Annotated in this window: 27 protein-coding genes; 20 read left to right on the plus strand and 7 right to left on the minus strand. The window is 33.9% G+C overall.

The window, feature by feature from the left end; translation table 11 throughout:
- The first annotated feature begins 104 nt into the window (after nt 1-104).
- The 14 genes from DQN38_RS00480 (at nt 105) to DQN38_RS00545 (ending at nt 12567) form a co-directional block, all read left to right on the plus strand.
- Nucleotides 105-452 carry an ornithine carbamoyltransferase gene (locus tag DQN38_RS00480; RefSeq protein WP_065843730.1) on the plus strand — a complete coding sequence of 116 codons (348 nt, stop codon included), beginning with the start codon at nt 105-107 and terminating at the stop codon, nt 450-452.
- A complete protein-coding gene (rsmD, locus tag DQN38_RS00485) occupies nt 442-1017 on the plus strand; it encodes a 16S rRNA (guanine(966)-N(2))-methyltransferase RsmD (RefSeq protein ID WP_223261882.1) in 576 nt (191 codons plus the stop codon). Before DQN38_RS00480 ends, rsmD begins: the two co-directional genes overlap by 11 nt.
- Nucleotides 1018-1090: 73 nt before the next feature.
- A complete protein-coding gene (locus DQN38_RS00490; protein ID WP_024305270.1) occupies nt 1091-2128 on the plus strand; it encodes a flagellar basal body P-ring protein FlgI in 1038 nt (345 codons plus the stop codon).
- Nucleotides 2129-2428, plus strand: a complete 300-nt coding sequence (locus DQN38_RS00495; RefSeq protein ID WP_002848085.1) for a rod-binding protein — start codon at nt 2129-2131, stop codon at nt 2426-2428. It begins immediately after the preceding gene.
- A 56-nt stretch (nt 2429-2484) separates the two neighbouring features.
- Nucleotides 2485-2688 carry a flagellar biosynthesis anti-sigma factor FlgM gene (locus DQN38_RS00500; RefSeq protein ID WP_002848086.1) on the plus strand — a complete coding sequence of 68 codons (204 nt, stop codon included), beginning with the start codon at nt 2485-2487 and terminating at the stop codon, nt 2686-2688.
- A 38-nt stretch (nt 2689-2726) separates the two neighbouring features.
- The gene (gene flgN, locus DQN38_RS00505; protein WP_002848087.1) at nt 2727-3161 is read left to right on the plus strand and encodes a flagellar export chaperone FlgN; all 435 of its coding nucleotides are present in this window, start codon (nt 2727-2729) and stop codon (nt 3159-3161) included.
- Between the two features lies 1 nt (nt 3162).
- Nucleotides 3163-5016, plus strand: coding sequence for a flagellar hook-associated protein FlgK (gene flgK, locus DQN38_RS00510; protein ID WP_002848088.1), 1854 nt, complete (start codon nt 3163-3165; stop codon nt 5014-5016).
- 2 nt (nt 5017-5018) lie between these two features.
- The gene (locus tag DQN38_RS00515; protein WP_002848089.1) at nt 5019-5795 is read left to right on the plus strand and encodes a TIGR02757 family protein; all 777 of its coding nucleotides are present in this window, start codon (nt 5019-5021) and stop codon (nt 5793-5795) included.
- Nucleotides 5796-5868: 73 nt separating this feature from the next.
- Entirely contained in the window at nt 5869-7236 is a 1368-nt protein-coding gene (locus DQN38_RS00520; protein WP_002848091.1) for a phosphomannomutase/phosphoglucomutase, read from the plus strand.
- Nucleotides 7233-8567, plus strand: coding sequence for a mannose-1-phosphate guanylyltransferase/mannose-6-phosphate isomerase (locus tag DQN38_RS00525; protein WP_065843731.1), 1335 nt, complete (start codon nt 7233-7235; stop codon nt 8565-8567). Before DQN38_RS00520 ends, DQN38_RS00525 begins: the two co-directional genes overlap by 4 nt.
- On the plus strand, nt 8567-9238 hold the full coding sequence (queC, locus tag DQN38_RS00530) for a 7-cyano-7-deazaguanine synthase QueC (protein WP_002848093.1): 672 nt from the start codon (nt 8567-8569) through the stop codon (nt 9236-9238). The genes DQN38_RS00525 and queC overlap by 1 nt, the downstream gene beginning before the upstream one ends.
- A gap of 92 nt (nt 9239-9330) precedes the next feature.
- Nucleotides 9331-10620 (plus strand): glutamate--tRNA ligase, encoded by a 1290-nt coding sequence (gene gltX, locus DQN38_RS00535; protein ID WP_002848095.1) that lies wholly within the window; start codon nt 9331-9333, stop codon nt 10618-10620.
- Nucleotides 10620-10916: a YggT family protein gene (locus tag DQN38_RS00540; protein ID WP_024305271.1), complete on the plus strand. Its 297-nt coding sequence runs from the start codon at nt 10620-10622 to the stop codon at nt 10914-10916. Before gltX ends, DQN38_RS00540 begins: the two co-directional genes overlap by 1 nt.
- The gene (locus DQN38_RS00545; protein ID WP_002848097.1) at nt 10894-12567 is read left to right on the plus strand and encodes a lytic transglycosylase domain-containing protein; all 1674 of its coding nucleotides are present in this window, start codon (nt 10894-10896) and stop codon (nt 12565-12567) included. The genes DQN38_RS00540 and DQN38_RS00545 overlap by 23 nt, the downstream gene beginning before the upstream one ends.
- Here DQN38_RS00545 and DQN38_RS00550 read toward each other — a convergent pair.
- Nucleotides 12464-12964: a hypothetical protein gene (locus DQN38_RS00550; RefSeq protein WP_081303747.1), complete on the minus strand. Its 501-nt coding sequence runs from the start codon at nt 12962-12964 to the stop codon at nt 12464-12466. The genes DQN38_RS00545 and DQN38_RS00550 overlap by 104 nt on opposite strands.
- A 176-nt stretch (nt 12965-13140) precedes the next feature.
- On the opposite strand from DQN38_RS00550, the gene DQN38_RS00555 reads away from it, so the two are divergent.
- The 4 genes from DQN38_RS00555 (at nt 13141) to luxS (ending at nt 15250) form a co-directional block, all read left to right on the plus strand.
- The gene (locus DQN38_RS00555; RefSeq protein WP_002848103.1) at nt 13141-13458 is read left to right on the plus strand and encodes a DUF2325 domain-containing protein; all 318 of its coding nucleotides are present in this window, start codon (nt 13141-13143) and stop codon (nt 13456-13458) included.
- Entirely contained in the window at nt 13455-14153 is a 699-nt protein-coding gene (locus DQN38_RS00560; protein ID WP_011731698.1) for a hypothetical protein, read from the plus strand. The genes DQN38_RS00555 and DQN38_RS00560 overlap by 4 nt, the downstream gene beginning before the upstream one ends.
- Nucleotides 14153-14641 carry a flavodoxin FldA gene (gene fldA / locus DQN38_RS00565; protein WP_002848105.1) on the plus strand — a complete coding sequence of 163 codons (489 nt, stop codon included), beginning with the start codon at nt 14153-14155 and terminating at the stop codon, nt 14639-14641. Before DQN38_RS00560 ends, fldA begins: the two co-directional genes overlap by 1 nt.
- Nucleotides 14642-14749: 108 nt before the next feature.
- The gene (gene luxS, locus DQN38_RS00570) at nt 14750-15250 is read left to right on the plus strand and encodes an S-ribosylhomocysteine lyase (protein WP_002848106.1); all 501 of its coding nucleotides are present in this window, start codon (nt 14750-14752) and stop codon (nt 15248-15250) included.
- A gap of 82 nt (nt 15251-15332) precedes the next feature.
- Here the strand turns inward: luxS and ung are convergent, their stop codons facing one another.
- The 3 genes from ung to rpmI all read right to left on the minus strand — a co-directional run bounded on the left by ung (nt 15333) and on the right by rpmI (nt 16702).
- A complete protein-coding gene (gene ung, locus DQN38_RS00575; protein WP_002848107.1) occupies nt 15333-16031 on the minus strand; it encodes a uracil-DNA glycosylase in 699 nt (232 codons plus the stop codon).
- 39 nt (nt 16032-16070) lie between these two features.
- Nucleotides 16071-16424, minus strand: coding sequence for a 50S ribosomal protein L20 (rplT, locus tag DQN38_RS00580; protein WP_002848108.1), 354 nt, complete (start codon nt 16422-16424; stop codon nt 16071-16073).
- Between the two features lie 86 nt (nt 16425-16510).
- Nucleotides 16511-16702: a 50S ribosomal protein L35 gene (gene rpmI, locus DQN38_RS00585; RefSeq protein ID WP_002848109.1), complete on the minus strand. Its 192-nt coding sequence runs from the start codon at nt 16700-16702 to the stop codon at nt 16511-16513.
- Between the two features lie 175 nt (nt 16703-16877).
- On the opposite strand from rpmI, the gene DQN38_RS00590 reads away from it, so the two are divergent.
- Both DQN38_RS00590 and DQN38_RS00595 read left to right on the plus strand, forming a co-directional pair.
- On the plus strand, nt 16878-17885 hold the full coding sequence (locus tag DQN38_RS00590) for a Fe(3+) ABC transporter substrate-binding protein (RefSeq protein ID WP_065843732.1): 1008 nt from the start codon (nt 16878-16880) through the stop codon (nt 17883-17885).
- Nucleotides 17886-19442: an ABC transporter permease gene (locus DQN38_RS00595; RefSeq protein WP_065843733.1), complete on the plus strand. Its 1557-nt coding sequence runs from the start codon at nt 17886-17888 to the stop codon at nt 19440-19442.
- A gap of 59 nt (nt 19443-19501) precedes the next feature.
- On the opposite strand, the gene DQN38_RS00600 is transcribed toward DQN38_RS00595, so the two are convergent.
- From DQN38_RS00600 to DQN38_RS00610, 3 genes are read right to left on the minus strand one after another with little or no spacing between them, the layout of a single operon-like run.
- A complete protein-coding gene (locus DQN38_RS00600) occupies nt 19502-20917 on the minus strand; it encodes an efflux transporter outer membrane subunit (protein WP_065843734.1) in 1416 nt (471 codons plus the stop codon).
- Nucleotides 20910-24056, minus strand: a complete 3147-nt coding sequence (locus tag DQN38_RS00605) for an efflux RND transporter permease subunit (RefSeq protein WP_111738134.1) — start codon at nt 24054-24056, stop codon at nt 20910-20912. The genes DQN38_RS00600 and DQN38_RS00605 overlap by 8 nt, the downstream gene beginning before the upstream one ends.
- Nucleotides 24056-25177 carry an efflux RND transporter periplasmic adaptor subunit gene (locus DQN38_RS00610; protein ID WP_002848114.1) on the minus strand — a complete coding sequence of 374 codons (1122 nt, stop codon included), beginning with the start codon at nt 25175-25177 and terminating at the stop codon, nt 24056-24058. Before DQN38_RS00610 ends, DQN38_RS00605 begins: the two co-directional genes overlap by 1 nt.
- Nucleotides 25178-25263 lie beyond the last annotated feature (86 nt).

Here is a 25263-nt window from a genome sequence, read left to right on the forward strand (position 1 = left end):
TATAAAATCTAACTTTTATTATATCGGTAATTACTGCATAAAGCTTTATAGTTATAGTTGAAATATTATATTAAATATGCTAGAATGATGCATAAGGAGATTCTATGAAAATATCGATAGAGTGCGACTGCGTACTTCTTGCACAGAGTCTAAGACTATTTTTGGACGGTTACTACGCGCCTAAAAAAGAGTGCGATTTTATCATATCAGATAAAAAAACGATTTCGGATAAACCTGTTTTCATAATAAGCGAAAAATCACCATATCTTAGTGTGCCATTTACAAAAGATACGCTATTAAATACGCTAGAAGAGTTTTATTCCGCTATGCAAATAAGAAATCAAAACTATGTAAAAAAGAGCCCTTTAAGCTTAGAAGAGAGAGTTTCAAATTTAGTCGATAATTTTAAGCGTGATTTAATAAATATTATAAAAGATGAATATGAAAAGTAGTCTGACGACGACTATTAGTAGTGGCAGATTCAAAGGGAAAAAGCTATTTTTACCGAGTTTAAATACAACAAGAAGTACAAAATCTATAGTAAAAGAGTCATTTTTTAGCGCAGCGAGACAAGATATAGTCGGTAAAGTTTTTATAGAAGTATTTGGAGGAAGTGCACTTATGGCTGCCGAAGCGCTTAGCAACTATGCGGCTAAAGCATATGCTGTCGAGTTAGATAGGGATTCGTATAAATTTACAAAGAAAAATATCGATAACTTAAACGACCAAAATATACTTGCAATCAATGCTGATACGTTTAAAATAACTCCTCAAATAGTAAATGAAAATGATGATATAGTATTATACATAGACCCTCCGTTTGATATCAGAGATGGATTTGGCGGAATTTATGAGAGAGTTTGGGATATGATCTCTGCACTTGATAAATCAAAGATATTTTTAATAGTTTTAGAGCATATTTCAACTTATAATTCTCCTGATAGTTGTGCCGGATTTTCTAAATTTAAAAGCCGTAAATTTGGAAAAACAACGCTTAGCTACTATAAGCAGCATTAAATTTAAATTAAATTTGGAATAATTATTGCTTTAATCCTTGCAAAATAAAGTAAGGGTCCATATGAAAATATTTATAAAAATCATCTCGTTCGCGCTACTTCTTAGCACTATAAACGCTGCTCAAATCAAAGATCTTGCAAGTATAGTAGGCGTAAGAGACAACCAGCTTATAGGATATGGTTTGGTAGTTGGACTTAATGGAACCGGAGACGGAAGTAGTAGCGAGTTTACCATTCAGTCTTTGTCAAATATGCTACAAACAGTAAATGTCAAAATAAATCCAAATGATATAAAATCAAAAAACACTGCCGCTGTTATGGTTACTGCGAAACTTCCTCCTTTTGCAAGGCAAGGAGATAAGTTAGATGTTACTATAAGCTCTATAGGAGATGCTAAAAATCTCGTTGGAGGAACGCTTCTTTTAACAGCTTTAAAAGGCGTTGACGGTGATATATACGCTCTTGCACAAGGAGCACTTACTTTGGGTGGCGGTACTAGTAAAGGCGGAAATCATCCTACTGTAGGCACAATTCTTGCAGGAGGTCTTGTTGAAAAAGAGGTAAATTTCGATATCTATACACAGCAATCCGCAAATTTAAGTCTTAAAAACTCTAGTTTCCAAACAGCAGTCGGAATGCAAAATGCCATTAACACAAAATTCGGAGTTCAAGCTGCTATGGCTATAGATCCAAGAACGGTAAAACTTACCAAACCGGCAAATACAAATATGGTCGAGTTTTTAGCTAAAGTTCTGGAAGTGGATATGGATTATAAAGCCGATGAAAAAGTTGTTATTGATGAAAGAACCGGAACTGTAGTAAGCGGTGTAAATATCACTATAGATCCAGTTGTGATATCGCATGGCGCCATCACTATAAAAATTGAACCAAATGCTTATAATCCAGCAGCAGCAAATGCCAATGATGTGGACATAGGCGGAGCAGCGATAGACACTACTACGAATACGTTAAAAATTGATGCAGCAAAAACAACAGTAGCTAATGTAACAAGAGCTTTAAATAAACTAGGAGCTACTCCAAAAGATATTATAGCGATAATTGAAAATTTAAAAAGAGCAGGCGCGATACACGCCGGAGTGGAGATAATATAGATGCAAGTAGATAATAGTTTAGCTTTGGATTCTTACAACTCTCTTAGTACATCAAGCATAAATTCAAATTTAAAAGATTCAAAAAATGATGAACTTTTAAGAGAGCAGACGGATGCATTTGAAGCATTTTTGTTAAAAGAGGTTTTAGATATATCTATTAAAAATGAAAATAGTCTTTTTCCTCAAGATGCTGGAGATAAGATATATTCGTCTATGTATAATGATACGATGAGTAAAGCTTTAAGCGGAGGATTGGGATTTAGTGAGATGTTATTTAATTTTTTGAAAGAAAGAAACTAAATAAAAAGCTTATATGTCCGATTTAGTCATTAATATATGGTTAAAAAGGATCGAACATGATAAGTTCTGTAGGTGTAGGCGCTGCTTACTCAGGTTTGTCAGCACCTAAAAATGAAACAAAAAAAAGTGAACAAACAACACAAACTCAAAGTAGTAATAACGATAGCAAAGTAGCAACTATAGCTAAAGAGATAAATGACGGTACTTATAAAGTAGATATCGATAAATTAGCAAAAAAGATAGCTGACTCACTTATGTAAATCTCTTACTCCTTTGAGAAAAAAAGGGAGTAAGAGCTATGTTAGAAAAATATTTAGATGATGCTGTTTTACATCTTGAAGAGCTGATAAAAATAACCAAAGCCGATATAGAAAATATAAAAAATGCAGACCATTCTTTTGTCGCAGAACACACAAGATTAAAATCCGAACTTATAAAAAAATTTGAAAATACAAAAACATTATTAGATAATGAACTAGTAAAACTAGCTAAAGAAAATAATGGAACAGATCTTGCTGATATACTTTGCGATGATATAAAAGAGAAACTATCAAAATTGAGAGAATCTCTTGTATCTTTACAAAAAGTCAATAAAGAGTACGCAAAATCTGTTATTGTAGTAAAGGAATTTTACGACTCTTTATTAAAGTCAATGTTTGGCAGCGACTCTGGATCAGGAACATATGGCTCAGAATCTCTTTCGCCAGAGCAACTTTTTAAATTAAGGGTTTGAGATGGGAATATTCGATTCGCTTTATACAGGAGCATCAGGGCTAAACGCCGCTCAGCTCCAGATCCAAGTAACCGGGCAAAATATAACAAATATAAATAGTGATTACTATACTAGACAAAGAGTTGTGCAGTCGGCTACAACTCCGCTTCATACTTCTCCGGGCGATGTTGGTATGGGAACTAGGATAGATACTATAATACGAATTCATGATGAATTTACATTTGACAAGCTCAAAACTGCAACGACAAATAAAGAAAATACCGCATACAAACAGCAAGTTCTTCAAGAAATAGCTCAAAGATTTCCAGATCTTAAAGATACCGGACTTTTAAAAGATATAGAAAATTACTTTGGCGCATGGAATAATTTTGCGTCTCATCCGTATGAAAGTGCACAAAAAACTAATCTTTTAAATTTAACCAGCACTTTAACAAATAGATTAAACGATACATCCTCTCAGCTAAAAACAGTTCATAATAATATAAACGAGCAAGTAAAATTAGCAGTAGATGAGATAAACAGGATCGGCAAACAAATAGCAGATTTAAATGCTCAAATTCAAAAAGTAGAAACAGGCACGACTCAAAACGCAAATGATTTAAGAGATAAAAGAGATCAGCTAGAGCTTACTTTGGCAAATATTTTAAACATCTCAACATTTAAAAATGATATTTCGAGTAATAGCACTTTTGGAGGTACTCTTACTGATCAAGGAAGAAACTATAATCTTAATATAGACGGCATAACGCTGATAGATGGAGTAAATTTTCATCCTCTTACTCTTGATACTAATGGAAATAAAGATGGATTTACAAATATATATTATGAGTTAAATGACGGTACGAGAGTCGATATGGCTTCAAAGATAAATAGCGGCAAACTTGGTGCCATGCTTGATCTAAGAGGCAGAACTATGGGCGATAATGGAGAAGTCAAAGATGGTATGATAACTGAGTTTAGAAATAATCTCGATACTTTTGCAAAGACATTAATAATACAAACAAATAATATATACGCCAGCGCAGCTCAAGAAGGTATGAGTTCAACCGATCTTTCGCAGATGAAACCAAACACAACTCTTCAAAACTTTGATCAAAATGTTCAAAGCGGTAATTTTGATGTTATAATCTATAACTCTCAAGGCGTGGAAGTAGCAAGAAAAACTATAAATGTAAACTCTTCAACAACCATGGACGATACAAAACAAGGAAATTCAATAGTCGGCGACTTTAACTCAGATACCGATGATAATAATAACGGCAACTTAAATGACGATGTTAATGATTTTTTCACTGCAAAGTTTAACTATGATGAGAAAACAGGACTTGGTCATCTAAGTTTTTCTCCTCTTTTTTCATCCGGCGAATATACTATGGCGATAGAGGATAAAGGAACAAATTTCCCCGGAGTATTTGGAATGAGCCAGTTTTTTGAAGGAGACAGCGCTTCAAATATCAAAATAGAATCATCATTAGCAAGCGATACTTCAAAGATTAAAGGAAATAAAGCTCCGGTAGATGGAGATAATAGTATGGCAAACGCTATGATAAATCTTCAATATCAAAGTCTAAATTTCTATGCAAATGACGGAACTATAAGATCTGAAACGATAACTGGGTATTATAGATATTTAACTACCGATATAGCGTCAAAAACTGAATCCGTTAATGCTTTAAATAACACAAATTTATCTCTTTATAAAAGTGTAAATGCAGAGTTTCAGTCTATAAGTGGTGTAAATATGGATGAAGAACTTGGAAATTTAATTAAATTTCAATCAAGTTACGGGGCGGCTGCAAAGATAGTCACAACAGTAGAAAAAATGTTAGAAACCCTTATAGGAATGAAACAATAATTATGAATTATGGTTTAAAAGAAATTTTAGAAAGAGCTTTAAAAGAGAAAAATACTTTAGAAAATCTCTATTTAGAAGCCGATCCGCTGCAAGTGGCGGCTAAATTTAAAAACGTGCATATAAGTCTTATTTGCGCACTTTTCGCTTACGGAAATGCTAAAGCTATAGTGAAATTCTTAAATTCGCTGGATTTCGAACTTTTAAGCTTAAGCGATCAGATTATAGAAAAAGAGATATTGGCTCAAAAACGACTTTATAGATTTCAAAATCCAAAAGACGTGTCAAATATTTTTATCACTATAAAAAGAGCGGCGCAAGAAGATATACAAGCTATTATAAAAAGTGGGTTTGATAAAAATGGACTTATGATAGACGGAATAAATTCGCTTATAAATAAAATTTATGATTTGAACGACTATAGAAGCGACGGTTATGAGTTTTTCTTTGGCAGAAGTTATCAAAACGAACCCAAAAGTCCATATAAACGATATAATATGTGGCTTAGATGGATGGTTAGAGATAGCGATATCGATCTTGGTCTGTTTAAAAATTTGCCAAAAAGCGAGTTAATAATTCCTCTTGATACTCATACGCATAAAGTTAGTCTTGCTCTGGGGCTTTGCGATAGGAAAAGTTATGATTTTAAAGCGGCTAAAGAGATAACTTTAAATTTAAAAAACTTTGATGCTTTTGATCCGATAAAATATGATTTTGCATTATACAGAATAGGTCAAAGTAAAGAGCTTGATAATGTAAAATCAAATTTAAAAAACATATGAAGTAAAGTAAATTTAATATTAGTTTTGATAGTATTTTAATGTTTCTATTCTAAATTTAAAAAGGTTATGGATTATGTTTGATACGATTTTTAGAGAGTATGATATCAGAGGTATTTATGAAAAAGATCTAAACGAAACCAGCGTTAAAGCCATTGGTTATTGTTTAGGTGTAGAGATGGCTAAAAGAGATGTTAAAACGATAAGCGTTGGATATGATGCTAGGCTTAGCGCCGATACTCTTTTTAAATATTTAATTAGTGGCTTAAATGAAGCTAAAATGAGAGTATTTGATATAGGTATGCTGCCTACTCCTGTTGGATATTTTAGTGTTTTTACAGATGTTTTTGATGCAAACGTGATGATTACTGGAAGCCATAATCCAAAAGAGTATAATGGATTTAAAATAACAACTCATAAAGATAGTTTTTTTGGCGCAGATCTTCAGAAATTAAAAGATAGTGTAAATGAACTTATTTCTTCTAAAAAACAGATAAAAGATAATTTTGAAGCGCAAAAATACGATATATTAAGCAAATACGTAGAGTTTTATAAAAATGAGTTTTCGCATTTGACCGGACTGAAAACAAAGATTATTTGCGATTGCGCAAATGGCACTGCCGGCATTACTTTAGAGCCGATAATACAAGCTTTGAGTTTAAACGCTACTATCTTTTATAAAGAGCCAAACGGAAACTTTCCAAATCACCATCCAGATCCTAGCGAAGAGAAAAATTTAAAAGATTTAAAAAACGCTTTAAGTGGTGAATACGAGATTGGTTTTGGGTTTGACGGAGACGCAGATAGAATAGCTGTTTTAACTAAAAAAAGAAGCATAAAGGGCGACGAGTTAGCCTATTTGTATGCAAAAAATATGAAAAACCCTAGGGTTTTAGGCGAAGTTAAATGTTCGCAAAATATGTATGATGAAATAGACAAAATCGGTAAATCTTTTATGGGTAAAACAGGTCATAGTAATATAAAAAAGGCTATGAAAGAACTAAATATCGATATGGCTGCTGAGGTTAGCGGACATATATTTTTTAAAGAGAGATTTTTTGGTTTTGATGACGCGGTTTATGCTATGATAAGAGTTTTGGAGCTTATTGCAAAAGGATTTAACCTTGATGATGAGCTTGATAGCCTTCCAAAGTTATACTCGAGCGATGAGATAAAAATAGATACCACCGAAGAGATGAAATTTAAAATTATAGATGAATTAAAAAAAGAACTTCACAATACCAAAAACGGACTTCCTAAGATAGTCGATGTTATCGATATAGACGGTGTTAGGATTAAATTTGAAAATGGCTGGGGTCTTGTAAGAGCTTCAAATACGACACCGGTTTTAGTAGCTAGATTTGAAGCCGGTTCGTTAGAAACTAAAGAGCTTTTAGAGCAAAAAGTACTATCTTTAGTACAAAAGTTAAAGGCAAAAATATGACAAATGTAATTCTTTGCGGAGGTAGCGGAACTAGACTTTGGCCGCTTTCTAGAGCGCTTTTGCCAAAACAATTTGTAAAAATCTTTGATAATGATTCGCTATTTAGTAAAACATTAAAACGCAATACTTTTGCTGAAAATAGAATAATTATTTGTAACGAAAGTCACTATTTTTTAGCGCTTGATGAGTGCGGAGGAAATAGTGCTAAATTTATTTTAGAGCCGTTTGGAAAAAATACCGCAGCTCCTATAGTGTTTTGTGCTTTGAGCGTAGATAAAGATGAAATTTTGCTAGTTACGCCAAGTGATCATCTAATCGAGCTTGAAGACGAATATAATAGATCTATAAAAGCTGCAGTAGAGTTGGCAAATGATGGCAAGCTAGTAACATTCGGTATTACTCCAAACGAACCAAATATAGGATATGGCTATATAAAAGCTGATGGAAACAATGTTAAAAGCTTTATAGAAAAGCCGAGTTTAAAAAAAGCAAAAGAGCTTTTGGCGCAGGGCGATTGTTATTTTAATAGCGGAATGTTCTGTTTTAAAGCCGGAGTTTTTATTAATCAAATGCAGAAATATGCTCCAAATATACTTGAACAGGCGCGTCAAGCTATCTTAAATGTAGAAAATAACTCGGATATAATGCGCATTAAACCACAATATATGCAAAATATCGATGATATAAGCATTGATTACGCTTTGATGCAAAAAAGTGAAAATATCGCTATGGTTCCATTGAATGCTAGGTGGAGCGATATGGGAAGTTTCGATGAATTATCCAAAAAGGTTCAGAGTTCGCCATCAACAAGTATAGATGCAAATAATAACTTTGTTATCAGCTATAAAAATAGCGCTTTAGTAGATGTGGATGATCTTATCATAGTAGATACTAAAGACGCTCTTTTGGTTACTAAAAAAGGTAGCTCTCAAAAAGTAAAAAATGTTTATAATCTGATAAAAAAAACAAATCCAAATTTATGCGAAATTCACACCAAAGCCTATCGTCCGTGGGGAAGTTATGAGGTTTTAGAAGATGCTCCAAATTTCAAAATTAAAAAAATTATAGTAAAACCATATAAGCGTTTAAGTTTGCAAAAACATCTTCATAGAAGCGAGCATTGGGTGGTTGTCAGTGGCGAAGCTCTAGTCACGATCGATTATAAAGAGACACTTTTGAAAAATAACCAGTCGATTTATATAGAAAAGCAAAAGCTCCATAGATTAGAAAATAAGCTTGATACGGATCTTATCCTTATAGAAGTTCAAGTTGGGGATTACCTCGGCGAGGATGATATAATACGAATAGAAGACGATTATAGTAGGACTTAATGGTAAATTTAAAAAAAGCTGTTTGCGTGATAAGCGGCGGTATGGATAGTGCTTTAGCAGCGTATAAAGCTAAAAATTCAGGATATGAGATAGTAGCGCTTCATTTTGATTATAATCAACGCACCATGAATAAAGAAAGAGAGTGTTTTAACCTAATTTGCGATGATTTAGATGTTGAAAAACGATTTATTTTAGATGTTGGTTTTATAGCGCAAATTGGTGGAAATGCTTTAACGGATAAAACTCTTAATATACCAAAAGATGGCATAAGCGAAAATATCCCTATAACTTACGTGCCATTTAGAAACGGTATATTTCTTAGTATAGCAGCGGCTCTAGCGCAAAAAGAAGGTTGTGAGGCTATATATATAGGAGTCGTAGAAGAAGATAGCAGCGGATATCCAGACTGCACTGAACAGTTTATAAATTCTATAAATAAGGCTATAAATTTAGGTACCGCAGATAATAATATAGTTATAAAAACTCCTTTAGTTCATCTCTCAAAAGGTGATATAGTAAAAGAGGCTAGTAGCCTAAAAGTTCCATTAGAGCTTACTTGGAGCTGCTATGAAAATAGCGAATTTGCATGCGGTACTTGTGATAGCTGCAGGTTAAGACTAAAAGGCTTTAAAGAGGCAAAACTGAGCGATAAAATACCTTATAAAAGCTAATTAAACGCTATTTTATACTTTTAAAACGCTTAAGCTACAAGATAATATTTAGCCTATTGTGATATAATAAATGAAAAATTTAAGGAAAATAGATGTACCGTTTTGCACCATCTCCAACAGGAGATATGCATATAGGCAACTTAAGAGCTGCTATATTTAATTACATATGCTCATTACAAGATAATAGCGGATTTATATTACGTATCGAAGATACCGATAATGCTAGAAACATAGATGGAAAAGATAAAGAGATCTTTGATATATTGACTAAATTTAATATAAAATGGGATACACTTTATTATCAAAGTAAAAATCTTAAGTTTCATCAGGAATTTGCAGCTAAACTTTTGGCTGAAAAAAAAGCATTTTTATGCTTTTGTGACGAAACGACCTTAGAATCTAAAAAAGAAGCCGCAAAAACAGCAGGTAAGCCGTACAGATATGATGGAACTTGTGAAAATTTAAGTGATGACGATGTTTTAAGCAATCCCCGTCCAGCAGCCGTTCGCTTGAAAATCAAAAACGAGCCGCAAAGTTTTTATGACGCTATAAAAGGCGAAGTCAAATTTGAACCGCAAAATATCGATAGTTTTGTTCTTTTAAGAGCGGATAAAACTCCGACTTATAATTTTGCTTGCGCTATAGATGATATGCTTGAGGGCGTCACGTTTGTTATCAGAGGCGAAGATCATGTTAGTAATACTCCAAAACAAAATTTAATCCGAGAAGCGCTTGGTTACACCGGTAAAATCGGCTATGCTCATTTGCCTATTATCCTAAATAAAGAAGGCAAAAAGATGAGCAAACGTGAAAATAGCTCATCTGTAAAATGGCTTTTAAATAGAGGTTATATGCCTGAAGCCATTGCAAATTATCTTATTTTGTTAGGCAATAAAACCCCTTGCGAGATTTTTACTTTAGAAGAGTCTTTACAGTGGTTTAGTATAAAAAATATTTCGAAATCTCCTGCTAAATTTGACGAGGAAAAGTTAGCTCAAATAAACAGAGAACACATAAAAAAAGCTAGTGACGAAAGGCTAAAAGAACTTGGTTTATCAAAACCTCATTTGGCTAGATTTTATACTCAAGAGTGTAGTTTAATTTCAGAAATTAAAGATAAAATAGATCAAATTTACTCTAAAAAAGATATTTCAGATGAGTGGAAACAAAATGCAAATTTAATAAAAGACGCCGTTTTAAACTCAAATATTCCTAATAATTTTGATGAGTTGAAAAATGAGATTATACAAATTACAAATTTAAAAGGAAAATCTCTGTTTATGCCATTTCGTTTATTGCTTACAGGAAGCGAGCATGGTCCGGAGCTAAAAGAATTATATGCGCTAATCAAAGATGATATAAAGGAGATAATAGCAAAATGATGGTTATAAGCACGTTTATTATAGCACTAGCAAACCTCTTACACATAGTAATCACCGCCTATACGTGGATTATAGTTGCTGCAGCGCTCATTAGCTGGGTAAATCCAGATCCGTATAACAAGATAGTTCAATTTCTGCATCGTATAACTGCGCCTGCTTATGAGTTAGTACGAAAAACAAAGATACCCACTGCATTTGGCGGCATAGATATAGCTCCGATTATCGTACTTTTAGCACTTCAATTCCTAGATCTATTTTTAGTAGGATTGTTAATTGAAATTTCTACTAAAATTTAGTATATTTACAGCTTTTATAGCTGTTTTTTTGGATGCCGGAGTTATAAGTTACGAGCAGATAAAACAAGCTCCAAAAGGACTTGCAAAAGATTATTATATCTATAGATACATAAATGAGAGTAAAAAAGCTACTCCAAACGAGATAAAAACTCTTAGAACCGAAATTTATAGATACTCGGGAAAGCTTAAAAAAGATATAGAATCGATCATAGGACCTTTAAAAGAGCGAGTTGTTGATTGTAGAGGCGTAAATGCAAATAATATAATAGATGCTAACGCTACTTGTCAAAAGATGGTTTTGAGCGTTAAATTTTTACAAACTATGAGTAAAGACAAAAGAGACGAGTTGGCTTTTAAATTTAAAGACGGTTCTCCCGAGCTTGCAAATTTTATTATAGGTTTTGATGCCCCAAATCCAGTGAAGTATTATATGGATACAAATGATACTGTAAGTTATTTTAAGTTTTATAATACAAGCAACAATAAAGAGAAGTTTTTAAACGATAACAATATAACCAGTTCATTTATACCGCACTTATCTAGTAATTGGCAATTTAAAACTCTTATAAATGACGCCGTGATCAACAAAAAATTTGATAATTTTAGGCTGTCTTTATTAAATATATCGCCGCAGTTTGCTAGTTCTGAAATAGCGTTTTTGCTTGGGATAAATGCTATTATTTTTAATAAAGACGATTTAGCGCTTGAGTTTTTCAAAAGTGCGGCAAAGACTTCTAAATTTGCTAGTCAAAGAGATAACGCGAATTTCTGGATATATCTTATTACAAAAGATAAGTCTATCTTAAAAACCATATCAAAAAGCAGCGATATAAATATGTATAGTTTGTATGCAAGAGAGTTCAGCGGTGGAGGCAAGATAAAGATAGTTGTTCCAGATCCGAGCACAAAAACTTTGTTAAATTATGACTATACAGATCCGTTTGTTTGGCAAAAAACATTAAATAAAGTAGCAAAAATGAGCCAGAGCGAGCTTATTAGGTATGGGGTTAGATTTTTTACTAAAAGTACTCTTGGCGAGTACAGTTATATAATGGAAAAAGCTCATAATTATAAACTTCATTTTTATCCGACTCCGTTTATGGAGCATATCGGCACAAATGATGTTAAAAGGCAAGCTCTCATATTAGCATTAGCAAGGCAGGAAAGCCGTTTTGTACCAAGTGCGGTTTCGACTTCTTACGCTCTTGGTATGATGCAGTTTATGCCGTTTTTAGCAAATCATATAGGAAAAGAGCTGGGTATTTCAAATTTTGATCAAGATGATATGTTTAAGCCTGAGATTGCATATAAATTTGCGAATTATCATTTGGATTATCTGGAAAAATATCTTATAAACCCTATTTTTATAGCTTATGCTTATAATGGAGGGATAGGATTTACAAAACGTATGCTTCAAAGAGGAGATCTATTTAGTCAAAATAGCGAATATAAAAGATACGAGCCATTTTTATCTATGGAGTTAGTTCCTTACGCCGAGAGTAGAACATATGCTAAAAAAGTTCTTGCAAACTATATCATATATCTTGCTATTTTGAATTCCAATACAAAGATTTCGCAATTTTTCGAAAATTTAATGATACCTGGAGTGGGCGAGAAGTTCCGTTTGAATCTACAAACCGCTCAAAACTAAGATTTAGTGTGTCGCTATTTTTTTGCGGCGCACTTACCTTTAGATAAATTCCCCATGGCATTTGAAACGTTGTTAGTTTTAAAAGAGGATCGTTATCTTCTAAAATAGATATTTTAGTTCCGTTATTATCATCATTTACTTTAAATGAAGAGTAGTTTATTTTACTATCTTTTGGATAGATTGTGATAATGAAATGCTCATTTTTTTTGTCTAGAAATTCATCTTGATGAATGGGATTTAGATATGTTCCTACGGCTAAAAATTTATCATTCGTATCTTCAAATTTCTGTGTGTATGCTAAAAGCTCATTTTTTAATGGATCTTGTATAACCGCTTTTTTATCGCTACAAGATGCTAAAAATAGGGCAAAGATACTTATCAAAATAGCATTTTTCATAGATAATCCTTTTTCTATTATTATAACATATTTATCTATTATTTTATGATTTTTACGAGCTTAGAGTTGTTTTTTAGTTGGATAATTTGATAAGAATAATCAAAATAAGCTTAAATTCAGTCAAGTGATAATATAATAACGAATATCAAAAAAGTATCAAAGTATCAAGGAATATTATGTCAGTATTAGTAATAGGCGCAGATGAAATAACGCCGATAAAAGCTGTTTTAAGAGATTTAGGTGCTAGTAGCATTGAGCATTGGGATGCGAGAAATGAAAATAGAGTAAATCGTAAACCGATTCCTCAAAATACTGAATGTGTTATTATGTTAACTAGCTTTTTAAATCATAATACGATGAAAAAGATCAAAGGCGAAGCTAAAAAGCGCAACATTCCTATAGTGTGTGCTAAAAGAAGCGTAAGCTGCGTTTTTTGTGAATATTGCAAAGTATTTGGACTAGATAAAGAGTTTGGTTGCCAAGGCTCAAAATGATTTCTAAATTCAGCGGCTTAGACGTTTTTTATGAAATTTACGGCAGTTTGTATAGCAGTAATAGGCTCGAAACATTTTTAACGCTTTATAATTCATCTGTCGATGAAGGCTTAAAAATACCCTATAAATATATAAAAAATAGTCAAAGCGTAGGTCATATATTTCATTTAAGAGTAAATGATTTGCTAAATATTAAGCCGTTTAAATTTACAAAATGTGTTATTTTTTGTTTGATTTCAAATGCTATAATTCGTGCATTTTTAGATGGAAAAGAGTTGCCTATTTTTGCTCGTGAGCCAAAAATGAGAGTTGCAAAACTTATCAAAACTGCATTTTCAAATGCTAAATTTGATATGCAATTTATGTTCAGTGAGTATGTTTTTGATAAGATTTCAAAGCGTCATCCATATAAAGTGGTAGATATGAAAGATGGTTTGATTTTGCTAAAGGATGGTGAAAAAACTATTTTAGGGGTGATAGCATTTTTCAAGCTAGTTGATAGCGACTATGAAAATAATCTACTAGCTGAAATAAATTTTGCTCAGCAAAAAAGCAGAGATATAGGCACTGATCTATATATGGCATTTCCTAGAAATGTGAATTTTACTAGATATATAGATATAAAACAAAATGGAGCTAGACTAAGGCTCGTTCCATATAAAATTTGTAATAAAATTTATGATAAAGGATATTAATGACAGGTATAATTTATGGTAGCAGTATGGGAAATACTGAAGAAGCAGCAAATTTAATAGCTGCAAATCTAGGCATTGACGAAGTTCTAAACATCGCCGATACTGATGCGGCTACGATAAATGGCTTTGATAAGCTTATCATCGGTAGCTCTACTTGGGGAAGCGGAGATTTACAAGATGATTGGGATAGCTTTGATTTTGATAAGCTTGAAGTTAGCGGCAAAACCATTGCTCTTTTTGGTATGGGAGATAGCTCAAGCTATTCAGATACATACTGTAATGCTATGGGAATATTATACGAAAAATTATCTCAAAAAGGCGCAAATATAGTAGGTGCTATATCTACAGATGGCTATGAATTTGATGAAAGTGAAGCCGTAAAGGATGGTAAATTCGTAGGACTTGCGCTAGATGCGGATAATGATAGCGATAAAACCGAAGATCGCATAAAGGCTTGGGTAGAGATAATAAAACCCAACTTTTCATAGTTAATTTTGCACTTGCATTAACTTCTGCTAGCCGCTCATTCTAGGGCGGCTTATTTTAAATTCAATAACTTTTGCTAAAATCTTTTTTATTAAATTTAAGGAGACAATATGCCATTACTTGATAGTTTTAAAGTAGATCATACCATTATGAATGCACCAGGAGTTCGTTTAGCTAAGGTTATGAATACTCCAAAAGGTGATAAAATAACTGTTTTTGATCTTAGATTTTGCAAGCCGAATATTGAAATTTTACCGCAAAAAGGTACGCATACTTTAGAGCATCTGTTTGCCGGATTTATGAGAGATCATTTAAATAATAACGACGTTGAGATAATAGATATATCCCCTATGGGCTGTAGAACCGGATTTTATATGAGTCTTATAGGTACACCGTCTTGGGAGATGGTAGCAAAAGCATGGGAAGAGTCTATGAAAGATATATTAAACGTAAAATCTCAAGATGACATTCCGGAGTTAAATAAATATCAGTGCGGAACATGCACATTGCACTCTTTAGATGAAGCTCAAGATATTGCTAGAAATATTTTAGCTAAAGGTGTCGGATATATAGATAATGAAGCTATAAAGCTAGATATGAGTAAGATTTAGTTTCTCATTGCAGAGTGCGTTATAGATATAAATTTATATTTAATATTTTTATCGCATCTCTGCTTTTATAAATACCTTAAATTTAGTTTAACGTATAGTTGTTCAAATCCCAATCAATCGGAGTTTGACCGTTTTTTATAAGATAATTATTGCATTTTGAGAAGTGACGTGAGCCAAAAAATGCTCCACGTGCAAGCGGACTCGGGTGAGCTGCTGTTAGTACTAGATGTTTATTAGCTTCTATCAGGTTTGCTTTCGCTCTTGCATAATTCCCCCAAAGCATAAACACCACACCTGTTTTTTTCTCGCTGATATTCTTTATAACGGCATCGCTAAATATCTGCCAGCCGAAATTAGAATGCGAATTTGCCATTCTAGCCCCAACGCTCAATGTCGCATTTAGCAACAAAACCCCTTGTTTTGCCCAGTATGATAGATCGCCGCAATTTGGTTCTATTATACCTAAGTCGTCTTTTATCTCTTTATATATATTTGCTAAACTTGGTGGCACTCTTACGCCTTTTGGCACAGAAAAGCTAAGTCCCATTGCTTCTCCTTCGTTATGATAAGGATCTTGTCCTAATATAACTACCTTAACTTTATCAAATGGTGTTAGATTAAATGCGTTAAATATGAGGTTGCTTGGAGGATATACTTTGCCGTTTTTTAGTGCGTTTATTAAATTAAATTTAATTTCTAAGAAATACGAACTTAGGAATTCGTCTTTTAATACTTCTTTCCAGCTATCTTCGATTTTAACTTTAGCTAAATCAATAGTCATAGTGTAAATTTAAAATTGAGTCCAAGTTGGACTCAATGATTATAGAGCTTTTTTAGCCTCTGCTACGATAGCAGCAAATGCGGCCGCATCATTCATAGCTAAATTTGCCAAAACTTTTCTGTCTAATGCTATGTTTGCTTTTTTAAGACCATTCATAAATCTTGAATAGCTGATATCATTTAGTCTGCAAGCTGCGTTGATACGGATGATCCATAAGCGACGGAAATCACGTTTTTTCGCACGTCTATCACGGAATGCATAAACTAAACTTCTTTCTAATTGTTCTTTTGCTTTTCTAAAATGTTTATGTCTAGCGCTGTAAAAACCGCGAGCTAGTTTTAGAACTTTTTTATGGCGTCTTCTTCTTACTACGCCTGTTTTAACTCTTGCCATATTTATCCTTTACAAATTGGCGTCCAAATTCGGAACTTGTCCTAAGCTTTTTGGCTAAGGAGGTTTAAATGACTTTCGTCAAAAACTTATATACAAAGCATTTTTTTAACGGCTGAAACATTAGTACTATCTACATATTGAGATTGTCTAAGGTCTCTCATACGCTTACTTGGTTTTTTTGTTAAGATATGGCTTCTAAATGCTGAGCCTCTTTTTATCTTATTTTTACCAACTTTAAAGCGCTTAGCTGCACCGCGAACAGATTTCATTTTTGGCATGCTAATCCTTTACTTCAAAATAGGTGCTGATTTTACCAGAATTCTCTTTAAGTATAGATAAATTTAGATTTCGAATATTTTTTGTTGCTAATATGTAAATATTGATAATTAATATTATATTTAAAAATCATAGATATACTTAAATAAACAAAATTTTAAAAATAAGGATAAGTGAATGAAAAAAAGAGTACTGTTTTTAGGACTTTTAGCAAGCGCTATGTTAGCTAGTGAAGTAAATTTATATACCGCGAGACACTATGATGCAGATCAGAAAATTTACGATGCATTTGAGAAAAAAACAGGTATAAAAGTAAAAGCAACTCAAGCAAAAGCTAGTGAGCTTATCAAAAAACTTGAGATTGAGGGAGCTAGCTCATCTGCTGACCTTTTTATAACTGCCGATGTTGGGAATTTATACTCTGCAAAGCAAAAAGGCGTACTTCAAAAAGTAAATTCTGAATATTTAGAAAAAACCATACCGCAAAATCTAAGAGACAGCGACTCACAATGGTTTGCCGTGACAAAAAGAGCTAGAGTTATAGTTTATTCAAAAGATAGGTTTGATCCTGCTAAAATGGGACTTAAAAATTATGAAGATCTAGGAAATTCAAATTTAAAAGGTAAACTGCTTATAAGAAGCGGAACGGCTGGGTACAACACAACTCTTATCGCCTCTTTAATTGCGCATAATGGTGAAGAAAAAACCCTTGAACTATCTAAAAATATCGTATCGAATTTTGCTAGAGCTCCAAAAGGAGGCGATAGAGATCAGATCAAAGCGATATTTGCCGGCGAGGGAGACGTAGCTCTTGTTAATACGTATTATATAGGTCTTATGCTAAACTCACCAAAAGCAAATGACGTAGATGCTGCAAAGAGCATAGGCATCATTTTTCCTGATCAAGATAGCTATGGTACTCACGTAAATATCAGCGGTGTTGCGCTTACAAAAGCTAGTAAAAATAGAGAAAACGCAATTAAATTTATGGAATTTTTGCTAAGTCCTGAAGCCCAAGAAATAATAACAAATATCAATTACGAATATCCGGTAAATAAAGACGTAAAACCGAGTCAAACTACTGCTAATTTCGGTGAGTTTAAAGCAGATGAAATCTCTTTAAGCAAAGTTAGCGAAAATATCAAAAAAGCCGTATTTTTAGTAGATCAAGCCGGTTGGAAATAAGTGAAAATACTTAAATTAGGGGCGATTTTTGTCGCCCTAGTTATCGTTTTTCCTCTATTTTTTATATTTATAGAGATGTTTTTCGGTGATTTTTCGCTTCTAAATCATTTTAGTAAATATCTGCTTTCGGGATATATAAAAGATACTTTTTTACTCTTATTCGGTGTTTTGGTATCCACTATCACAATAGCTTGTATAAGTGCGTATTTGGTCGTGAATTATAAATTTCCATTTAGTAGATTTTTTGAGTTTGCTCTTGTGCTTCCTTTGGCAATCCCTGCTTATATATTTAGTTTTGCTTATGTGGGGCTTATGGATTATAATGGCGAATTTATGAAAGTTTTTGGATTTCGCATAGATATGATGAATATCTGGGGTGCGATTTTTGTGATAAGCTTATCGCTATATCCGTACATCTATATGTTTGCTAAAACTAGTTTCAAAACGGGAAGTAAAACGGTATTTGAGTTGGCAAAAATTTACAATATCAATGGATTTATGACATTTTTTAAGATATCTTTGCCTCTCGCAAGACCTGCTATTTTTGGTGGAGCTATGCTAGTAGCCATGGAAACTTTGAGCGATTATGGAACGGCGGCTTATTATGGAGTAAATACTTTTAGTGCCGGAATTTTTAAGGTTTGGTATGATCTTGATGATTCATATCTGGCTAGTTTTTTGGCTGGAATTTTAATGGTTATAGTATTTTTTATTATGTTTGCAGAATATCTTAATAAAAAATCCTATAGTTTTAACAATAATACTTCTCTTAGTCTAAAACCTGCAAATCTCTCAAAAATAGCTAAATTTTTTGCGTTTTTATGGTGTTTTACACTATTTATGATAGCTTTTGCTTTGCCTTTTTACTGGCTTGTTTATTGGTCGATTTTTGGTGACGTGAAATTTGATGCGGGTTTTATTAAAATGGCTTCAAACTCACTATTTATCGCTATTTTAGCTTCTGTTTTGATAGCTGCTGTAGGGCTATTTTTGACATTTTCATCAAGATTTTTTGTTTCAAAACTGATAAAAACTATGGTTTTAAGATGTTCGTCTCTTGGGTACGCGCTTCCTGGAGCTAGTGTTGGAGTTTGCGTTATGATAGTTTTTGGTTATATAGATAGAAATTTCGGCACGAGTTTACTCTCAAGTAGCTTTGTGGTGCTGATGTTTGGATATCTTGTGCGCTTTATGACTGCTAGTATTTACGCTCTTGATAGTGGTTATTCAAAGATTTCTAAATTTATAGATGACGCGTCTAAAGTTATGAAAATTAGCCTTTGGAACATGTTTTTTAAAGTGCATTTACCGCTTTTGAAACATTTTATTTTGCTAGCTTTTACTTTAGCTTTTGTAGATATAGTAAAAGAGCTTCCTCTGAGTTTGATTTTACGTCCATTTGAGTTTGAAACTCTAAGTATTAGAGCGTTTTTTTACGCGACTGATGAGAGACTTTATTCTGCCGCGTTGCCAAGTTTGCTTATAGTTTTGATATCATTATGCGCTGTTGTTTTTGTAGAAGTTTATGCTCATAAAAAGTCCAAACAGAGTATTTAATTACAGAGATATTTAAATTTTTTAATTTATGCAGTGTAAATCAAACAGAAAAAAACTGCTCATTTTTGAGCAGTTTTAGGGTTTCCTAAATTTAAATTATCCTCTTTGTAGTTAAATCCTCCGCCAAGAGATTTATACACATCAACTACGCTAGTAGCGACGTCTAATTTTGATTGAGCTAGGCTGAGTCTTGCCGATAAAAGATTTCTTTGCGAGTCTAAAAACTCAAGATGAGTGCTATATCCATCATCATATCTGGCTTTTGATAAGTCATAAACTTTTGTTTGAGATTTTACTAAATCTTGCATGCTTTGTTCTTTTAAAACTGAGTTTTTTCTTGTATCAAGAGCGGTTCTTATCTCGCCAAATGCAGTTTTTACGGCTTTATCGTATGATAAAAAACTAGCATTTTGCTCTAAGTTTGCAAGTTCAACTCTATTTTTTGTCCTTCCAAAATCAAGCAGAGGCATCATAATACTTCCACCTACGCTCCATATATTTGCGTTATTTACAAAAAATCTATTAAACTCATCGCTACTAAATCCAAAAATTCCAGTAAGCGACAATTGAGGTAGCCAAGCCGTTCTAGCTACTCCAACTAAGAAATTTGAAGCTTTAAGTCTTTCTAATGAACTAGCTATATCTGCTCTGTGCAAAAGAACATCCGAACTTATACCGCTTGGAACTTCTGGCATAGTCGGAAGAGTGTTAGGAGAGTCTATGCTCTGATATAAAATATCATTTAAATTTTTACCTACTAACACGCTTAGAGCAGAATTTGTTTGTGCAATTTGAGTTTGGATACCTATAAGTTGAGTTTTAGCGCTGTGCACTGCTGCTTGGGCTTGATAATACGTAAGTTCATCTATAGCTCCTGCATTAAGCTCTTTTTGTCTATAGGTGAGCGTTTCTTCATAGGTATTAAGAGTTTCATTGAGTATATTTTCTTGCTCTTTTAACGATATTAGCATGAAATATGTATTTGCTGTAGTACTCGCTATGCTTAACATCGCGCTATCATAGTCGTATTTTGTAGCTTTGAAGATGGCCTCGCTTGCATTTGCGCTATCCCTTACTCTGCCCCAAAGATCTATCTCGTAGCTAAGAGCCGTATTTAGGCTAAATGCGTTGTATTTTTTATTATCTTGCCCCATGTATGTTTCACCGCTTGAGCGGTTTTTGGTTGCTTCACCGTTTAAATTTATATTTGGAAATAGCTCAACGTTAGCTAAATTTAGATTGATTTTAGCTTGTTCGATATTATTTAAAGCTATCAATAAATCGCTGTTGTTTTTAAGGGCCTGAGAGATGAGAGAGTTTAGTTTTTCATCCCCAAAACTCTCCCACCATTTTTCATTGATACTATAAACATCAAATTTATACTCGTATGTTTGTTGTATCTCTATCATATCAGGTTTTAAAGAGCATCCTGCTACAAATGCTCCTATTAGTAAAATAAGTGCTGTTTTACGCATGTTCTTCTCCCGAGGTTATTTTACCACGTTTGTTGTCTAACCACAAATTGAAACTTTCTAATATATAGAAAAACAGCGGCACAAAGAAAATCGCTATCGTAGACGCCGCTATCATACCGCCTATAACTCCGGTTCCTAGTGCGTGACGAGACGCAGCTCCTGCTCCTGTGGCAACAACCATAGGCAAAACTCCAAGAGTAAATGCTAAAGAGGTCATCACGATAGGTCTAAATCTCATTCTAGCAGCGTTTATCGCGGCTTCTTTTATGGATTTTCCCGCCAAATGCTCTTGCATCGCAAACTCAACTATCAATATCGCATTTTTAGCCGCTAATCCGATAAGAAGCAAAAGTCCTATTTGAAAATATACATCATTGCTAAGTCCTCTTGTCCATGTAAAAAGAAGTGAGCCAAATACTGAAAAAGGAACCGCAGTTACGACTGCTAATGGCATAAGCCATCTTTCATATTGTGCCGCAAGTATCAAAAATACGAATATCATACCAAATACAAATGCTTGAGCACCTTTACCTGTTGACGCTACTTCTTGATACGCCGAGCCCGACCATCCTATATCGTATCCTGTTGGAAGCTCTTCTTTGATAATTTGTTCAATTGCTTTTATAGCGTCTCCTGAAGTGTATCCTGGTTTTGGTTCGCCCATGATCTTGGCTGCAGGAAATGCGTTAAATCTATCTACGTTATCTGGTCCTAAGCTTCTTTTTAATGATACTATCGAGTCTAACGGTACCATTTTGCCGTCCTGGCTTCTAACATATAATGAACGTAAATCCTCCGGTGAGTCTCTATACTCTGACATTGATCTTATATTTACTTTAAATGTTTTACCTAGCATATTAAAGTCATTTACATAATACTGACCTATTGTGGAGCTTAAAGTATTAAATACGTCTGATATATTTATTCCCATCATCTTGATTTTTTCTTTATCAAGAGTTAGATCGTATTGAGGGAAATTTGTATCAAGCGTAGTACGAACCATATTTAAAGCCGGGTGAGCATTTGCTTTTGCTACCACTTTTTGCATATCTGCTTCTATTTGAGAGTAGTTCTTACCCTCCGTATTTTGTGCAAATAGCTCAAATCCTCCTGTTATAGATAGTCCCATGATGGGAGGCGGAGTCATAAAATATGTCATAGAGTTTCTATCTGCCATATACATCTGTTTATTATATTGAGCTGCAAACGCTGCAGTTGAGTTGGCTTCTCCTGGTCTCTCATTCCATGGTATCATACTGATAAACATTATACCCGCGTTTTCTCTAAGAGTGCCCGCCAACATATCGTATCCTGCAAGTCCGGTTACGTTTTTTACGTTTGGATTTTGAGATATAATGCTTCTTATGAACTCTGTATCTTCAGTAGTTCTACTAAGAGTCGAAGCAGGAGGTAAATTTGTTATAGCTAAAACAGAACCTTTGTCTTCAGCAGGAACGAGCCCCCCTGGAACGACTTTAAATAGTTCTGCCATCATAAATATAATTATTCCCACGCATATTAAGCTCATAATGACATGTTTTAAAATTTTAGCTACTCCGGCCGTGAAAATTTTGGTTGAAAAGTCAAAGAATTCATTAAATTTACGCACAAACCAAAACGGAGGATTCTCTTTTTTGCGAAGTATCATAGCACACAAAGCAGGAGTAAGGGTTAGCGCAACAAGTCCTGATATACAAACAGATACGACTAAGGTTAGCGCAAATTGTCTTTGTATGACGCCTACAAAACCTTCCATAAAAGATACCGGTATAAAAACAGCCGAAAGTACCAAAACTATAGATATAACAGGCGCTACTATCTCGCTCATGGCTTTTATAGTCGCTTCTTTTACGGTGAGATTTGGCTCTTCATGCAATATCCGTTCTACGTTTTCTATAACGATAATAGCATCATCGACGACTATTCCTATGGCTAGTATAAGTGCGAACAATGTTATCAAATTTATAGAAAACCCCATAGCATAAAGTCCGCCAAAAGCTCCTAAAATAGATACAGGCACCGCCAACATAGGAATTATAGTAGCCCTTACGTTTCCAAGGAACATATACATAACTATAACAACTAAAATCATAGCTTCAATAAATGTTTTTATAACTTCATCTATAGATACTTTAACAAATTCAGTCGTGTCGTAGCCGACTATATATGTTAAATCTCCTGGAAAAGAGGCTTTGAGTTCATCTACTCTTTTTACGATAGCATCAGCTGTATTAAGAGCGTTTGCACCGCTTTGTAAAAACACAAGCATAGGTATCATTGTAGCGCCGTTGATTCTTCCTGCAAATGTGTAGTTTTGTGCGCCAAGCTCCACGGTTGCTACGTCTTTTAGTTTTATTATATTGCCTTTGTTGTTGGCTTTTATAATAATATTTTCAAATTCAGAAACATTTTTTAGTCTTCCTTCGGGTTTTATGGCATAAACATAAGGATTGCTTGTTTGAGTCGGCTGTTCGCCTATTTTTCCTGTAGCATACTGACTATTTTGCTCTTTTATAGAGTTTATCACGTCTGTTGTTGTTAAAGAGTATTTTTTAAGGAGATCTGGTTTTATCCAAACCCTCATAGAGTAGTCTTTGTTTCCTATAACAACAGCGTCTCCAACTCCCGGAACTCTTTTTATGGCATCAGCTACGTTGATATTTATATAATTGCTGATCTCGGTATCGCTCATTTTACCACTTGGGTCATAAAACGATAAAACATTTAGTATAGAACTGCTTCTTTCTCTAACAGTAACACCTACTCTTTTTACCTCCTCAGGGAGCAAAGACAAAGCAGGAGTTACGCGGTTGCTGACATTTACCGTTGCGGTTTGCGGATTCGTGCCGATTTTAAAATACACGCTTAGACTCATAGTTCCAGCAGAACTTGAAGTGCTTTGCATATATATCATATCTTGAACGCCGTTTATAGCATTTTCCAAAGGAGCTGCTATAGTATCGGCTATAGTCTGTGCGTCTGCACCGCTATAATTGGCTTGAACCATGATTTGAGGCGGAGTGAGCTGAGGATACTCTTCTATCGGAGAGCTTTTGAGTCCGATATAGCCGGCGATGACGATTATTATCGACAAAACGCAGGCGAATACCGGTCTGTTGATAAAAAATTTAGAAAACATTATTTGCTTCCTTTGGCATCATTTATCGCCTGAACCGGTTGTCCTATATTTATTTTTTTGAAATTATCCATTATTATTAGATCGCCGTCATTTATACCGCTTGATATAACTGCTGATGTTGAGTCTTGAGATACTATTTTTATAGGGTTTTTAGCTACTTTTCCATCTTTTAGCGTATATACAAATGGGCTGGCTAAATCTTGCAATATAGCGACTTGTGGAATTTTAAAGCCGTTTTTTTGATAAAATCCATATACATTTACGCTTGCAAATATACCTGGACGAATTTGAGTTGAGTTGTTTTCAAACATAGCTTTTGCGTTAACAGTACCGCTGCCCTCGTCAATAACGTTATCTATAAAAGTAAGAGTACCGTTATAATCTCCGTTTTGCATACTCAAAGTGACGAGCGAGTTTAATTGCTCCCACTCTTTAGTGCGAGTTTTTTGAGCGATATTTAACTTATCCACATCCGATATTCCGAATTTAACAAAAATCGGATTTAGTTTAGTAAGTCTTACTAAATCGGCGTCTGATGAGCTTACGTATGAGCCGACGTCTTTTAAAGTGTCGCCTAAAACTCCAGAAAAAGGAGCCGTTACAGTAGAATAATCAAGATCGATTTTTGCAGTTTGTACGTTTGCTTTTGAGGCTAATACGCTAGCTTTTGCAGATTCATAAGCCGCTAAAGCCGCGTCATACTCTTTTTGAGAGATTGCGCTTTTTTCTTGTAATTTTTTTGCCCTATCAAAGTCAGATTCCGCGTTTTTTAAATTTGCTTGCGATACTTGTAAATTTGCAAATGCGCTATCATACGCAGCTCTGTATTTTGCTTCATCTATCTGGTATAGTTTATCTCCTTCTTTTACGCTTGCTCCGGCTTTAAAAAATTGTTTTTCTATAGTTCCTGCTACTTTTGCTTTTAAAACGACATCCATATCGCTAACTGTTTGACCATTAAATGATAAAACAATAGGTATATCACCCATTTTTGCTTGCATAACAGTTACTGGCATAGGCGGTATCTGTTGCTGGGCGGCTGATTTTTTATTATCTGAGCCTAAACATCCAGCTAGTATCAAAGATGAGGTCAGGATAACAAAATTAAAAAATTTATTCATTTATTTACCTTTCAAATTTTCATTTTTAAATTTAGTAATGATAATTACAAAATAGTTTTGAATTATACATAAAATTTATTAAACAT

The organism is Campylobacter fetus subsp. fetus (genome assembly GCF_900475935.1).
GTDB lineage: Bacteria > Campylobacterota > Campylobacteria > Campylobacterales > Campylobacteraceae > Campylobacter > Campylobacter fetus.